This window comes from Nocardiopsis mwathae, from assembly GCF_014201195.1.
Classification (GTDB): domain Bacteria; phylum Actinomycetota; class Actinomycetes; order Streptosporangiales; family Streptosporangiaceae; genus Nocardiopsis_C; species Nocardiopsis_C mwathae.
The window spans coordinates 1,517,578-1,531,251 of the sequence record NZ_JACHDS010000001.1; the positions used below are offsets into that span (position 1 = coordinate 1,517,578).

The window sequence follows — 13,674 nt, forward strand, 5'->3', positions numbered from 1 at the left end:
TCGCCGGGATCAACGGCCAAGAGAGGAACGGCCGCGTCGGCGGCCGGGTCAGGACCGGGAGCGGGTGGCGCCCGCGCTCGCACCGACCACGCAGGCCACCGCGACCCACTGCCACACCGACAGCTGTTCGCCGAGCACCGCCAGGCCGATCAGCGCGGCGGCGGCCGGCTGCAGGCTCATCAGGATCCCGAAGACGCGCGGCGGCATCCGGCGCAGCGCATGCATCTCCAGGGAGTAGGGCACCACCGACGACAGCACCCCCACCGCCAGCCCGAACAGCAGCAGCCGGGGGTCCAGCAGCGCGGTGCCGCCCTCGGTGACCGCGGCGGGGGCGAGCAGCACCACGCCCACCAGGCTCGCGACGGCCAGCCCGGAGGTGCCGGAGAACCTCCGCCCGGTGGCGGCGCTGAGCAGGATGTAGCAGGCCCATGCCGCGGCCGCGAGCAGAGCGAAGCCCACCCCGGCGAGGTCGATGTCCCCCTCGCCCCGGCCGAGCAGCAGGACACCGGTTCCGGCCAGGGCCACCCAGACGAGGTCGACCGCGCGCCGGGAACCGATGATGGCGAGGGTGAGCGGGCCGAGAAACTCGATGGTCACCGCGATGCCCAGCGGGATGCGCGCGATGGCCTGGTAGATCGCCCAGTTCATCCCGGCCAGCGCCACCCCGAACCCGACGACCACCAGCCAGTCGGCGCGGGTACGCCCGCGCAGCACCGGGCGGGCCAGCACCGCCAGCAGGATGGCCGAGGTCAGCAGCCGCAGCCACACGACCGAACTCGGCGGCAGCACCGCGAACAGGTTCTTGGCGAGCCCCGCCCCGGCCTGAACGGACAGGATGCCGACCAGGATCAGCGCGGTCGGCGGGACGGCATCACCGGCCGAGCGGAGCACGGCGCCGGCGCTCGGCCGACGGCCCCACAGGGCGCCCCCGGAACCACTCACCGCTGTGTCGGCACTCACGACCCACCATCCTATGAATGACGTGGGGCAGCTCACGCCACTGATCGCCGCCGGCTGTCACGAGTGCAGGTCAGTGCCCCTTACCGTGTCCAAGTGCCGTGTATGGGCCCCACAAGGGACCGCCACCGCACGCGGGGACCGGACGCACGGCCCCGCCCGACGGAATTTCCCAGGTGAGACGGCAGTTCCACGGTGAGGCGGTGGCCCCCCACGCCGCCCCGCGTCTCGCCTCCACGCCTTGATCGAGCGGTACCGCACGCTGTGCGGTGCCCTCGCGCGCGGGCGGGCGAGAGGAATTCGTCGAGGCGGGCCGGGATGCGTCCGTCCGGTCACACCATCGACTTGTCGGCTCGGGCGCGGCTGCGCCCGCAACGGGGAAACGGATGCCACTGTGGCTGTAACGCAGGTGGAACGGGCACCACAGCAGGGGGAGGGCCCGACGGCCGACCAGCGCGGACGCGGCGCCCTCGGGCTGCCCATGGCGACCGCTCTGGTCATGGGCAACATCGTCGGCATCGGCATCTTCCTCCTCCCGGCCGAGATGGCGAGTTTCGGCACGGTGAGCCTGGTGGCCTTCGTGCTGGTGTCCATCGGCGCGGTGGCGCTCGCCGCCGTGTTCGGCCGACTCGCCGCCCGGCTGCCCGCGCCCGGCGGACCCTATGCCTACGCCCGCGCCGCCTTCGGCGACTTCACCGGTTTCTGGATCGCCTGGTCCTTCTGGATCACGACGTGGGCCGGGATCGCCGGGATCGCGGTGGCCTGGACCGGGTACGCCAACCACTTCCTGGGGTGGACGTCGACCGGAGGCCAGGCCGCCATCGCGCTGGTCGGGGTCTGGATCCCGGCCATGGTCAACCTGCTCGGCGTGCGCGTCATGGGCGTCATCCAGGTGATCAGCACCGTCGCCAAGTTCGTGCCGCTGGTGGTGGTCTCGGTGATCGGCCTGTTCTTCATCGACCCGGCCAACTACGGGCCGTTCAACGCCACCGGCGGGTCGCTGCTGATGGCGGTCTCGATGGCCGGAGCCGTCCTGCTGTTCGTCTACTCGGGCGTGGAGAGCGCCTCCATCGCCGCCGAGAAGGTGCGCGACCCGCGACGCAACGTCGGCCGGGCCACCATCATCGGGACCCTCGCCTGCTCCGCCGTCTACCTGCTGTGCCTGGTCTCGATGATGGGCGTCGTCCCGCACGACCGGCTCGCCGGATCCCAGGCCCCCTTCGCGCTGGCCGCCGACACGATGTTCGGCGGCGATTTCTGGGGAGCGGCCATCGCCGCCATGGCGGTCATCTCCGGTCTGGGCGCGATGAACGGCTGGATGATGGTGGTCGCCGAGATGCCCATGGCCGCCGCCCGCGACGGTCTCTTCCCCCGCTTCCTCGACCGCACCAACCGCCGCGGTGTGCCGCACGCCGGCGTGATCGCCGGAGCGGTCATGGCCTCGCTGGTCATCATCGGCAACTTCTACGGTGCGGCCGACGCGTTCCGGTCGATCGTCCTGCTGGCCACCTTCACCTCGGTGGTGCCCTACTTCTTCTCCGCCTGCGCCCAGCTCTACTGGCTGGCCACCGGCGCCCGCCAGGTGAGCACCGCCAAGCTCGTGATCGACTCGGTGCTGGCCGCACTGGCCCTGCTCTTCTCCCTGTGGATGGTGCTGGGTGCCGGAGCCGAGGCGACCTTCCAGGGGATGATCATCATGCTGCTGGGGGTGCCGATCTACACGGTGGTGAAGGCCCGCAGGGAACGGGAACGGACGACCGAGGCCGTCGACGCCTGACCGGTCCCGAGAGGTTCGCGGGGTGTGCGCGGGGAATGTTTCCGGCGTTGTGCATCCGCGAGAGAAACCGAGGGACCATGGGGTTTTCGGTCGCGTCGGAGGTGGGGCGGCTCCGCCAGGTGGTCGTGCACCGCCCGGAGCTGGAGCTCAAACGGCTCACCCCGTCCAACAACCACGAGCTGCTCTTCGACGACGTCCTGTGGGTGCGCCGGGCCCAGGAGGAGCACGACGCCTTCGTCGCGCAGCTGCACGACCGGGGCGTCCGCGTGCACTACTTCCACCGGCTGCTGCAGGACGTCCTGGAGATCCCGGAGGCCCGCGCCTTCGTCCTCGGGAGCATCCTGGACGACCGCTTCTTCGGGCCGATGGCGATCGACGCCATCCGCACCGCCTTCGACGCGATGGACGCCGAGACCCTGCGCCGCTTCCTCATCGGCGGCATCACCAAGCGCGAGCTGCTGCGGTACATGTCCGAGCCGCGGTCGGTCTGGTTCCACACCCTCGACATGGACGGGTTCGTCCTGACCCCGCTGCCCAACCACATCTTCACCCGCGACACCTCCTGCTGGCTGTACAACGGTGTCTCCATCAACCCGATGCGCAAGAAGGCGCGGCGCCGCGAGACCATCCACTACGAGGCCGTCTACGCCTGGCACCCGATGTTCGCCGAGGAGGACTTCGAGGTCTGGAACCCGGGCCGGGCCTGGGCTCCGGCGACGATCGAGGGCGGCGACGTCATGCCCATCGGCAACCGCTCGGTGCTCATCGGCCTGAGCGAGCGCACCCGCCCCCAGGCGGTCGAGCTGCTTGCCCACGAGCTCTTCGCCCGCGGCGGCGCCGAGAGGATCCTGGGCCTGTGGATGCCCAAGGCCCGCGCGGTGATGCACCTCGACACGGTGATGACCAACGTCGACCACGGTGTCTTCACCAAGTACGCGGGGCTGGGCATGCTGCCGTCCTACACCATCGAGCCGGGCGACAACGAGAAGGAACTCAAGGTCACCGACCACCCGCCGGAGGACATGCACCGCGCCATCGCCCAGGCGGCCGGACTCGACGACATCACCGTACTCACCCCCACCCAGGACGTGTTCTCCACCGAGCGAGAGCAGTGGGACGACGGCTGCAACGTCTTCGCGGTCGAACCGGGCGTGGTCATCGCCTACGAGCGGAACATGACCTCCAACACCTACCTCCGCAAGAACGGTATCGAGGTCATCACCGTCGCCGGCAGCGAACTCGGCCGGGGCCGGGGCGGCCCGCACTGCATGACCTGCCCTATCGAGCGGGACGCCTGAACCCACAGAAGGTAGCGGACCGTAGGCCCAAGTCGCCCGGGAAGGAGTTCGAGAAACGGTGGGAACATCTTCGTACCGCCCTGTACGGTGGGTACATGACGGTACGCAAGATGTCGATCTCCATGCCTGAGGAAATCGCCGAACTGATCAGAGATGCCGCCGAGGAGAACGGGCAGTCGGTGTCGTCCTGGGCGACCGAAGCGTTCGAGGAGAAGTTGCGTGCGGCCGCTTGGCGGAAGCAAGCCGAAGAGTCGTCGCGCGAGCTCATCATCGCCTATGAAGCCGAGCACGGTCCGATCCCGGAGCATGACCGCGAGGCAGCCTTGGAATTCATGCGCGGGGTCGGCCTGCTGGGGGACGCGCACGTGGCGAAGGCGGGCTGATGCAGACCATCGTCTATGACACGGGGGCCTTGATCGCTGCTGAGCGGGGAAGTTCGAGGATGCTCAGCCTCCACCGCGAGCTGATCAAAGCGCACGTCTACCCCACCGTTCCGGTCGTGGTGCTGGCTCAGGCGTGGCGTGGGGGGCCGCAGGCAATGATGTCGCGGCTGCTCAACGGCTGCGAGGTCGTTCCGGATGGTGAGTTGATCGGGCGCAGTGCGGGAGCCGCATGCCGTGCGGCCGGGACATCCGATGTGGTGGATGCGATCGTCGTCATGACGGCGATCCAGAAGCAGTCGTCCGTCGTGACAAGCGATCCGGACGACCTTCGAGCCATCAGTGACAGTATCAACGTCAAGCTGCCCATGTACGTCATCTGATCGAGCGTGTGGCGTCCCCGCCCGTGTCGGAGGGCGGCGGTCCTACTCCCAGCGGAAGAAGCGCGCGGCCAGAGTGGCGCCGAGGGCGGCCCATGCCGCCAGGACGAGGACGGGGAGCAGGGCCGGGGTGGCGCCGTCGGTGAGGACGGAGCGCAGGCCCGTGGCCAGGGCGGTGATCGGCAGGGCCTGCACCACCGGCTGCACGGCCTCCGGGAAGCGGTCGACGGCGAAGATGACGCCGCCCAGGCCCAGCATCACCACGTAGACGAGGTTGGCGGCGGCCAGTGTCGCCTCGGCGCGCAGGGTGCCGGCCATCAGCAGGGCCAGGGAGCTGAACGCCGCGGTGGCCAGCACGACGAGCAGCGCCGCGTACAGCGCGCCGACGATCCCGCCCTGGGGCGACCAGCCCAGGGCCAGTGCCACGCCGCCGATGACCGCGATCTGCAGCACCTCCACGGCGACGACCGCCAGGGTCTTGGCCGCGAGCAGGCCGAACCGCGACAGCGGGGTGGCTCCCAGCCGCTTGAGCACGCCGTAGCGCCGCTCGAACCCGGTACCGATGGCCTGCCCGGTGAAGGCCGTGGACATCACGGCCAGGGCGAGGATACCGGGGGTGAGGAAGTCGACCCGAGCACCGGTGCCGATGTCGAGGACCGAGGTGAGGCTGAACCCGACCAGCAGCATCACCGGGATGACCATGGTGAGCAGCAGCTGCTCGCCGTTGCGCAGGAGGATGCGCAGCTCCATGGAGGCCTGCGAGAGCACCATGCGGTGCATCGGCGCGGCGCCCGGTGCGGGGGCGAACGTCGTCGGGGTGTTCTGGACGGAGTTGCTCATGTCTCGCGGAGGTCCCGGCCGGTGAGGTGGAGGAAGACGTCTTCGAGGGTACGGCGCCGCACCCGCAGGTCCTGGGGGAGGACGCCGTTGGCGGCGCACCAGGTGGTGACGGTGGCGACGAACTCCGGGCCGATGTCGGCGGCCTCGGCCGTGGTGACCGCGTAGCGCACGAGGTCGGTGTCGGAGCCGAGGACGTCGACGCGGCTGCCGGGCGGCAGGGCCGAGAGCAGGCTGTCGGTGTCGAGCCCGCCCGCGGTCGCGAACAGCAGCTCCTGGCGGGTGTCGGTGAGGTCGTCGGTGGTGCCGTCGGCCACCACGCGGCCGTGGTCGATGATGACCACGCGGTCGGCGAGGCGCTCGGCCTCCTCCATGTAGTGCGTGGTGAGGACGACGCCGACCCCTGCGGCGCGCAGTTCGGCGATGAGGTCCCAGGTGGCCATGCGGGCCTGGGGGTCGAGCCCGGCGGTGGGCTCGTCGAGGAAGACGAGCTCGGGGCGGCCGATGACGGCGGCGGCAAGGGAGAGCCGCTGCTGCTGGCCGCCCGACAGGCGGCGGAAGGGGGTCTCGGCGACCGACACGAGGCCCAGCCGTTCCAGGAGGGTCCGGGGCGGGATGGGCCGGGCGTGGAAGGAGGCGACGAGGCGCAGCCACTCCCCGGCGCGGGCGCCGGTGGGCACGCCGCCGGACTGGAGCATCACGCCGACCTTGGGTTTGAGCGCGGCGGCGTCCGCCACCGGGTCGAGTCCCAGTACCCGTACCCGACCGGAGTCGGCTGTCCGGAATCCCTCGCAGATCTCGATGGTGCTGGTCTTGCCGGCCCCGTTGGGCCCCAGCAGCGCGGTCACGGCGCCCCGGGGCGCGGCGAACGACAGGCCCGCGACGGCAGTGGTGTCGCCGTAGCTTTTGACCAAGTCGGTGACCTCGACCGCGGCTGTGCTCATGGACTGAGAGTCTACGGCGGCTCAGCGGGCTCCTTGCACAGCCCCGTGCGTTTGGCAAGAGGGCGGGCGCGCCCCACCCTCCGCCGCGGCGGAGGGTGGGGCGCGCGGGGCGGCGAGCGGCGGAGGACGGAGGTCGAGGGCGCGGGGCGGGAATATCCGGAGGCGTCCGATGGTCGTCACCTGTGGCGCCGCCGTGCTCCGATACCGACACGTGTCTCACAGTTCGGTAACCTCGTCTTATTGATCGAGATTTACGGCGCGCGGTCCCGGGAGTGGATCGGGAGGTCGGGGCGGTGCGCCCCGCATAAGTCCTGTTAGGCAAGGCTTGCCTGCGTGATGAAGTGCATCGCGGGGCGTTTGCCCGCAGGGACGTATTTACGCCACACTGATGTTGTGAAAAAGGTGAGCAGCAGACGACGAGCAGGCGGGAGCGCCGTATCCGGTGCGCCCCGGGTGCCCGTCGGTCCCGAGCGGGGGGCCGAGACCGGCACCCGCGCGCGGGTGGCCCGGCTCATCCTGGAACACGGTCCGATCACGGCGTCCACGCTGGGGGAGCGCCTCGGACTCACACCGGCGGCCATCCGCCGCCACCTTGACAACTTGATGGACGAGGGGATGGTGGAGGCGCGCGACGCCCGGCCGCACGGGCGCCGCGGGCGCGGGCGCCCGGCCCGCGTCTTCGCCATCACCGAAGCCGGCCGCGACGCCTTCGTGCACGGATACGACGACCTGGCCTCCAGCGCCCTGCGCTTTCTCGCCGAGAAGGCCGGCCCCGAGGCCGTCACCGAGTTCGCCCGGCTCCAGGTCGCCGACCTGGAGCGGCGGTACCGGCCGCTGCTTGAGTCCGTTCCCCCGCAGCAGCGGGTCCGGCTGCTCGCCGAGGCGCTGTCCAACGACGGCTATGCGGCAACGGCGGGCGAGGCCCCGGCCCCCGGCGGCGGCGAGCAGCTGTGCCAGCACCACTGCCCGGTGGCGCACGTCGCGGCGGAGTTCCCGGAGCTGTGCGAGGCCGAGGTCGAGGCCTTCGCCCGGCTGCTGGGCACGCCGGTACGGCGGCTCGCGACCATCGCCCACGGCGACGGCGTGTGCACCACACACGTCACCCCCCGCGACATCGCCCGAGAGGACCCGCCCGAACCCCGGTGAAGCAGGCGAGGGCGGCGAACGCAAGCAATGCCAGATGAAGGACGTCTGAGTCCAGGAGGATCCGCGTAATGACGTCTATCGCGCACCCCGAGCTCGAAGGGCTCGGAAACTACGAGTACGGCTGGGCCGACCGTGACGAGGCCGGAGCCTCTGCTCGGCGCGGTCTGAACGAAGATGTCGTCCGCGACATTTCGGCCAAGAAGGACGAGCCGGAATGGATGCTGAAGCGTCGGCTCAAGTCGCTCAAGCTCTTCGACAAGAAGCCGATGCCCTCCTGGGGTGCCGACCTGTCGAAGATCGACTTCGACAACATCAAGTACTTCGTCCGCTCCACGGAGCAGCAGGCCACCTCCTGGGAGGACCTGCCCGAGGACATCAAGAACACCTATGACAAGCTCGGCATCCCCGAGGCAGAGAAGCAGCGCCTGGTCGCCGGCGTCGCCGCGCAGTACGAGTCCGAGGTCGTCTACCACCAGATCCGCGAGGACCTGGAGGAGCAGGGCGTCATCTTCCTCGACACCGACACGGCCCTCAAGGAGCACCCCGAGCTCTTCGAGGAGTACTTCGGCACCGTCATCCCGTCCGGCGACAACAAGTTCGCCGCGCTGAACACCGCGGTGTGGAGCGGCGGCTCCTTCATCTACGTGCCCAAGAACGTGCAGGTCGAGATCCCGCTGCAGGCCTACTTCCGGATCAACACCGAGAACATGGGCCAGTTCGAGCGGACCCTGATCATCGTCGACGAGGGCGCCTACGTCCACTACGTCGAGGGCTGCACCGCGCCGATCTACAAGTCGGACTCGCTGCACTCCGCCGTCGTCGAGATCATCGTCAAGAAGAACGCGCGCTGCCGCTACACGACCATCCAGAACTGGTCGAACAACGTCTTCAACCTGGTCACGAAGCGTGCCGTCGCCTACGAGGGCGCCACCATGGAGTGGATCGACGGCAACATCGGCTCCCAGGTGACCATGAAGTACCCGGCCGTCTACCTGATGGGCGAGCACGCCAAGGGCGAGACCCTGTCGATCGCGTTCGCGGGCGAGGGCCAGCACCAGGACACCGGCTCCAAGATGGTGCACTGCGCGCCGAACACCTCCTCGACCATCGTCTCCAAGTCGGTGGCCCGCGGTGGCGGCCGCGCCTCCTACCGCGGCCTGGTCCAGGTGCAGGAGGGCGCCGAGCGCGCCCGGTCCACCGTCAAGTGCGACGCGCTGCTGATCGACACCATCAGCCGCTCCGACACCTACCCCTACAACGACATCCGCGAGGACGACACCGAACTCGGCCACGAGGCGACCGTCTCCAAGGTCAGCGAGGACCAGCTCTTCTACCTGATGAGCCGGGGCCTGGACGAGGACGAGGCCATGGCGATGATCGTGCGCGGGTTCGTCGAGCCCATCGCGCGCGAGCTGCCCATGGAGTACGCGCTGGAACTGAACCGGCTGATCGAGCTGCAGATGGAAGGAGCGGTTGGTTAAGTTGGCCAGCCCGAATCTCGGAATCCAGGAACACTCCCACGGCAACGTGGAGCTTCCGATCTCCAAACTCGACGTGCACGGGTCGTTCGACGTCGACGACTTCCCGGTGCCGACCGGCCGCGAGGAGGAGTGGCGCTTCACTCCGCTGCGCCGGCTGCGCGGCCTGCACGACGGCCGGAACATCGCCGACGGCGCCGTCAAGGTCGAGACGCGTGCACCCGCCGAGGTCACCGTCGAGACCGGCGTCGCCTCCGGCGACCCGCGCCTGGGGACCTCCTTCCTGCCCACCGACCGCGTGAGCGCGCTGGCCTACCGCGACTTCGGCCGGTTCAACGGGGCCACGGTCGTCACCGTGCCCAAGGACACCGAGGTCGCCGAGCCGGTCTTCATCACGACCTCCGGCTCCGAGCACGGCGACGCCTACGGCCACACCCTGGTCCGCGTCGAGCGCCACGCCTCGGCCACGGTCGTCCTGGAGTACAACGGGTCGGCGGTCTACGCCGACAACGTCGAGTTCATCCTCGACGAGGGCGCCCGGCTCACCGTGGTCAGCCTGCAGGACTGGGAGACCGACGCGGTCCACGTCAGCCACCAGTACACCAAGGTCGGCCGCGACGCCCGCTTCAAGAGCCACGTGGTCACCCTCGGCGGCGACCTGGTCCGGCTCTCCCCGAAGGTCGGCTACACCGCCCCCGGCGGCGACGCCGAGCTGCACGGCCTGTACTTCACCGGGGACAACCAGCACCACGAGCACCGCTCGCTGATCGACCACAACGTGTCCAACACCCGCAGCCGCGTCAACTACAAGGGCGCGCTCAGCGGTGAGGGCGCGCACGGCGTGTGGATCGGCGACGTCATCATCGGCGAGGGCACCGAGGGCACGGACTCCTACGAGTACAACCGCAACCTCGCGCTCACCGACGGCACCCGGGTCGACTCCGTTCCCAACCTGGAGATCTTCACCGGCGAGGTGGAGGGCGCCGGGCACGCCAGCGCCAGCGGCCGCTTGGACGAGATCCACCTCTTCTACCTCCGCTCGCGCGGCATTCCGGAGGACGAGGCGCGCCGCCTGGTCATCCGCGGCTACTTCGCCGAGCTGATCAACCGGATCGAGATCCCGGAGCTGCGCGACCGGATCATGGACGAGGTCGAGGAGAAGCTGGCCCGCCATGAGTAACGAAGGATTCACCAGGATCTGCGCGCTGAGCGACATCCCCGAGGAGGGGGCGCTGGGCGTGGAGGTCGGCGACACTCCGGTGGCCGTCGTCCGCAGCGAGGGCGAGGTGTTCGCGATCAGCGACATCTGCTCGCACGCCGAGGTGAACCTGTCCGAGGGGGAGGTCGAGGACGGCACGATCGAGTGCTGGCTGCACGGTTCGTGCTTCGAGCTCTCGTCGGGCAAGCCGATCAACCCGCCGGCGACGCAGCCGGTCCCCACCTACGCAGTCAAGATCGATGGCGATGACGTGCTCGTCTCGCTGGACACGAAGAATTCCTGAGGCTGATTCACACATGACGAAGTTCGAACTCCGCGGGGTCCGCGCCGATGTCCTCATCGGGGCCGAAGAGCGTGAAGAGATCCTGAAGGGCGTCGACCTCACCATCAACTCCGGTGAGACGCACGCGATCATGGGCCCCAACGGCTCCGGCAAGTCCACGCTGGCCTACGCCATCGCCGGCCACCCGAAGTACGAGATCACCGACGGCGAGGTCCTCCTCGACGGTGAGAACGTGCTGGAGATGAGCGTCGACGAGCGCGCCCGCGCCGGCCTGTTCCTCGCCATGCAGTACCCGGTCGAGGTCCCGGGCGTCTCCATGTCCAACTTCCTGCGCAGCTCGGTCACTGCCGTGCGCGGCGAGGCCCCCAAGCTCCGCGCCTTCTCCAAGGAGCTGCAGGGCGCCATGAAGGGCCTGGCCATCGACCCGGTCTTCGCCGCCCGCGGCGTCAACGAGGGTTTCTCCGGCGGTGAGAAGAAGCGCCACGAGATCCTCCAGCTGGAGCTGCTCAAGCCCAAGGTGGCGATCCTGGACGAGACCGACTCCGGTCTCGACGTCGACGCCCTGCGCGTGGTCTCCGAGGGCATCAACCACGCCAAGGAGACCCACGAGATGGGGGTCATGCTGATCACCCACTACACCCGGATCCTCAACTACGTGAAGCCGGACCACGTCCACGTGTTCTCCGGTGGCCGCATCGTCGAGTCCGGCGGCCCCGAGCTGGCCGACAGCCTGGAGGCCGAGGGCTACGAGCGGTTCGTGAAGGCGGGCGCTTAACCGTGACGACGAGCGAGCTGGCGCTGCTCGACGCGGAGGCCATCCGGGCGGATTTCCCGATCCTCGCCCGGACGGTCCGCGACGAGCGCCCACTGGTGTATCTCGACTCCGGGGCGACCTCGCAGAAGCCCCGGCAGGTCCTCGATGCCGAACGCGAGTTCTACGAACGCCACAACGCGGCGGTGCACCGAGGCGCGCACCAGCTCGCGGAGGAGGCCACCGACGCCTATGAGGCCGCGCGGGCGACCATCGCGGCCTTCATCGGCGGCCGGCCCGACGAAGTGGTGTTCACCAAGAACACCACCGAGGCGGTCAACCTCGTCGCCTACGCCATGAGCAACGCGGCCACCGGCGGCGAGGCCTACGCCCGCTTCCGCGTCGGCCCGGGCGACGAGGTCGTCGTCACCGAGATGGAGCACCACGCCAACCTGGTGCCCTGGCAGGAGCTGTGTCGGCGCACCGGCGCGACCCTGCGCTGGTTCTCGGTGACCGACGAGGGCCGACTCGACCTGTCCGACCTGGAGCAGCTCGTCAACGAGCGCACCAAGATCGTCGCGCTGACCCACCAGTCGAACGTGCTCGGCACCATCAACCCGGTGCGGACCGTCGCCGACCGCGCCCACGAGGTGGGCGCCCTGGTGCTGGTCGACGCCGCCCAGTCGGTGCCGCACATGCCGGTGGACGTGCACGGGCTGGGCGCCGACTTCCTGGTGTTCTCCGGGCACAAGATGCTCGGCCCCAACGGCATCGGCGTGCTGTGGGGCAAGCCCGAGCTCCTCGCCGCGATGCCGCCGTTCATCACCGGCGGCTCGATGATCGGCGTGGTGTACATGGACCACTCGACCTGGGCCGAGCCGCCGCAGCGGTTCGAAGCCGGGGTGCCGATGGCCCCCCAGGCCGTCGGCCTGGCGGCGGCGTGCGACTACCTGAGCGCCATCGGCATGGACCGGGTGTTCGCCCACGAGCACGCGCTCACCGAGTACGCGCTCAAGCACATCGGAGCCCTCGACGGGGTCCGGATCTTCGGGCCGATGGACAGCGACCAGCGCGGCGGCGCCGTCTCGTTCACCGTGGACGGCATCCACCCGCACGACGTCGGCCAGGTTCTGGACGACCGCGGGGTGGAGGTCCGTGTGGGGCACCACTGCGCGTGGCCGCTGCACCGCCGGTTCGAGACGGTGGCCACCACCCGGGCGTCGTTCTACCTGTACAACACGTTCGCCGACATCGACGCGCTGGTCGAAGGCGTTCAGGAGGCCCAGCGGTTCTTCGGGACCACTGGGGCCCGGTAAGGGCGAGGGATAGCGACAGCGATGCGTTTGGACGCGATGTACCAGGAGATCATCCTGGACCACTACCGCAACCCGCACAACAAGGGCCTGCGCGACCCGCACAACGCCGAAGCGCACCACATCAACCCCACCTGCGGTGACGAGGTGACGCTGCGGGTGGCGCTCACCCCCGCCGACGGGCGGAGCCTCGACGGCCGGGCCGTCGTCAGCGACGTCTCCTACGACAGCATGGGGTGCTCCATCAGCCAGGCCAGCGCGTCGGTCCTGACCGACCTGCTGATCGGCAGGACGGTGGACGAGGGCATGCGGATGCTCGACGCGTTCACCGAGCTGATGCACTCCAAGGGCCAGGGCGAGCCCGATGAGGACGTCCTGGAGGACGCGGTGGCCTTCGCCGGAGTGTCGAAATATCCTGCCCGTATCAAGTGCGCCCTGCTCGCCTGGATGGCGTGGAAGGACGCGACCGCCCAGTCCCTGGAGAAGGAGAAGGAGGGCGCCTCATGACGGAGAAGGAGTCCGCCGAGGCCGTGGCGGCCCCGGAGCAGAAGCCGGCCGCCGGTGACGAGGCGCTGGCCGAGGAGATCGCCGAGACGCTGAAGGACGTCATCGACCCCGAGCTGGGCGTGAACGTCGTCGACCTCGGGCTGCTCTACGGTGTCAACGTCGACAAGGACGCCATCACCCTCGACATGACGCTCACCAGCGCGGCCTGCCCGCTGACCGATGTCATCGAGGACCAGGCCACCAGCGCGCTCGACGAGTTCGAGCGCGACGTCAAGATCAACTGGGTCTGGATGCCGCCGTGGGGTCCGGACAAGATCACCGAGGACGGCCGCGACCAGCTGCGCATGCTGGGCTTCAACGTCTGACGTCCGTACCTCGGCCGGGCGGTCGGACCGCACGACAGC

General features: G+C 69.5%; 15 protein-coding genes. 12 read left to right on the forward strand and 3 right to left on the reverse strand.

Features of this window, described 5'->3' with window-relative positions:
- Positions 1-48: 48 nt before the first annotated feature.
- A complete protein-coding gene (locus HNR23_RS06110; protein WP_184079964.1) occupies positions 49-921 on the reverse strand; it encodes an EamA family transporter in 873 nt (290 codons plus the stop codon).
- 430 nt (positions 922-1,351) lie between these two features.
- Between HNR23_RS06110 and HNR23_RS06115 the strand changes: the two genes are divergently transcribed.
- The 4 genes from HNR23_RS06115 (at position 1,352) to HNR23_RS06130 (ending at position 4,795) form a co-directional block, all read left to right on the forward strand.
- Positions 1,352-2,734, forward strand: coding sequence for an amino acid permease (locus HNR23_RS06115; RefSeq protein WP_184074345.1), 1,383 nt, complete (start codon positions 1,352-1,354; stop codon positions 2,732-2,734).
- Positions 2,735-2,811: 77 nt separating this feature from the next.
- Positions 2,812-4,032, forward strand: coding sequence for an arginine deiminase (locus HNR23_RS06120; protein ID WP_184074347.1), 1,221 nt, complete (start codon positions 2,812-2,814; stop codon positions 4,030-4,032).
- A 95-nt stretch (positions 4,033-4,127) separates the two neighbouring features.
- Entirely contained in the window at positions 4,128-4,415 is a 288-nt protein-coding gene (locus HNR23_RS06125; protein ID WP_184074349.1) for an Arc family DNA-binding protein, read from the forward strand.
- Positions 4,415-4,795 carry a PIN domain-containing protein gene (locus HNR23_RS06130; protein WP_184074351.1) on the forward strand — a complete coding sequence of 127 codons (381 nt, stop codon included), beginning with the start codon at positions 4,415-4,417 and terminating at the stop codon, positions 4,793-4,795. Before HNR23_RS06125 ends, HNR23_RS06130 begins: the two co-directional genes overlap by 1 nt.
- A 42-nt stretch (positions 4,796-4,837) precedes the next feature.
- Here HNR23_RS06130 and HNR23_RS06135 read toward each other — a convergent pair whose 3' ends face one another.
- Both HNR23_RS06135 and HNR23_RS06140 read right to left on the reverse strand, forming a co-directional pair.
- Positions 4,838-5,632, reverse strand: coding sequence for an ABC transporter permease (locus HNR23_RS06135; protein WP_184074353.1), 795 nt, complete (start codon positions 5,630-5,632; stop codon positions 4,838-4,840).
- Positions 5,629-6,573 carry an ABC transporter ATP-binding protein gene (locus HNR23_RS06140; RefSeq protein WP_184074355.1) on the reverse strand — a complete coding sequence of 315 codons (945 nt, stop codon included), beginning with the start codon at positions 6,571-6,573 and terminating at the stop codon, positions 5,629-5,631. The genes HNR23_RS06135 and HNR23_RS06140 overlap by 4 nt, the downstream gene beginning before the upstream one ends.
- A 453-nt stretch (positions 6,574-7,026) precedes the next feature.
- Here HNR23_RS06140 and HNR23_RS06145 point away from each other — a divergent pair, with 453 nt between their 5' ends.
- From HNR23_RS06145 to HNR23_RS06180, 8 genes are all read left to right on the forward strand, one after another.
- A complete protein-coding gene (locus HNR23_RS06145; protein ID WP_184074357.1) occupies positions 7,027-7,719 on the forward strand; it encodes a helix-turn-helix transcriptional regulator in 693 nt (230 codons plus the stop codon).
- 68 nt (positions 7,720-7,787) lie between these two features.
- Entirely contained in the window at positions 7,788-9,200 is a 1,413-nt protein-coding gene (gene sufB, locus HNR23_RS06150) for a Fe-S cluster assembly protein SufB (RefSeq protein ID WP_184074359.1), read from the forward strand.
- Between the two features lies 1 nt (position 9,201).
- A complete protein-coding gene (gene sufD / locus HNR23_RS06155) occupies positions 9,202-10,377 on the forward strand; it encodes a Fe-S cluster assembly protein SufD (RefSeq protein ID WP_184074361.1) in 1,176 nt (391 codons plus the stop codon).
- A complete protein-coding gene (locus HNR23_RS06160; protein ID WP_184074363.1) occupies positions 10,370-10,699 on the forward strand; it encodes a non-heme iron oxygenase ferredoxin subunit in 330 nt (109 codons plus the stop codon). The genes sufD and HNR23_RS06160 overlap by 8 nt, the downstream gene beginning before the upstream one ends.
- 13 nt (positions 10,700-10,712) lie before the next feature.
- On the forward strand, positions 10,713-11,474 hold the full coding sequence (sufC, locus tag HNR23_RS06165; RefSeq protein ID WP_184074365.1) for a Fe-S cluster assembly ATPase SufC: 762 nt from the start codon (positions 10,713-10,715) through the stop codon (positions 11,472-11,474).
- 2 nt (positions 11,475-11,476) lie between these two features.
- The gene (locus HNR23_RS06170; RefSeq protein ID WP_184074367.1) at positions 11,477-12,766 is read left to right on the forward strand and encodes a SufS family cysteine desulfurase; all 1,290 of its coding nucleotides are present in this window, start codon (positions 11,477-11,479) and stop codon (positions 12,764-12,766) included.
- Positions 12,767-12,787: 21 nt separating this feature from the next.
- Complete coding sequence (gene sufU / locus HNR23_RS06175; protein WP_184074369.1) at positions 12,788-13,270, forward strand: Fe-S cluster assembly sulfur transfer protein SufU; 483 nt, start codon at positions 12,788-12,790, stop codon at positions 13,268-13,270.
- On the forward strand, positions 13,267-13,635 hold the full coding sequence (locus HNR23_RS06180) for a metal-sulfur cluster assembly factor (RefSeq protein ID WP_184074371.1): 369 nt from the start codon (positions 13,267-13,269) through the stop codon (positions 13,633-13,635). The genes sufU and HNR23_RS06180 overlap by 4 nt, the downstream gene beginning before the upstream one ends.
- Positions 13,636-13,674: the final 39 nt, after the last annotated feature.

What these genes read in the sequence shown, in the direction of transcription:
- HNR23_RS06135 (WP_184074353.1), bottom strand. Translation starts at nt 5,632, where the DNA reads ATGAGCAACTCCGTCCAGAACACCCCGACGACGTTCGCCCCCGCACCG.
- sufU (WP_184074369.1), top strand. Translation starts at nt 12,788, where the DNA reads ATGCGTTTGGACGCGATGTACCAGGAGATCATCCTGGACCACTACCGC.
- sufC (WP_184074365.1), top strand. Translation starts at nt 10,713, where the DNA reads ATGACGAAGTTCGAACTCCGCGGGGTCCGCGCCGATGTCCTCATCGGG.
- HNR23_RS06120 (WP_184074347.1), top strand. Translation starts at nt 2,812, where the DNA reads ATGGGGTTTTCGGTCGCGTCGGAGGTGGGGCGGCTCCGCCAGGTGGTC.
- HNR23_RS06140 (WP_184074355.1), bottom strand. Translation starts at nt 6,573, where the DNA reads ATGAGCACAGCCGCGGTCGAGGTCACCGACTTGGTCAAAAGCTACGGC.
- HNR23_RS06160 (WP_184074363.1), top strand. Translation starts at nt 10,370, where the DNA reads ATGAGTAACGAAGGATTCACCAGGATCTGCGCGCTGAGCGACATCCCC.
- HNR23_RS06125 (WP_184074349.1), top strand. Translation starts at nt 4,128, where the DNA reads ATGACGGTACGCAAGATGTCGATCTCCATGCCTGAGGAAATCGCCGAA.
- sufB (WP_184074359.1), top strand. Translation starts at nt 7,788, where the DNA reads ATGACGTCTATCGCGCACCCCGAGCTCGAAGGGCTCGGAAACTACGAG.
- HNR23_RS06180 (WP_184074371.1), top strand. Translation starts at nt 13,267, where the DNA reads ATGACGGAGAAGGAGTCCGCCGAGGCCGTGGCGGCCCCGGAGCAGAAG.
- HNR23_RS06130 (WP_184074351.1), top strand. Translation starts at nt 4,415, where the DNA reads ATGCAGACCATCGTCTATGACACGGGGGCCTTGATCGCTGCTGAGCGG.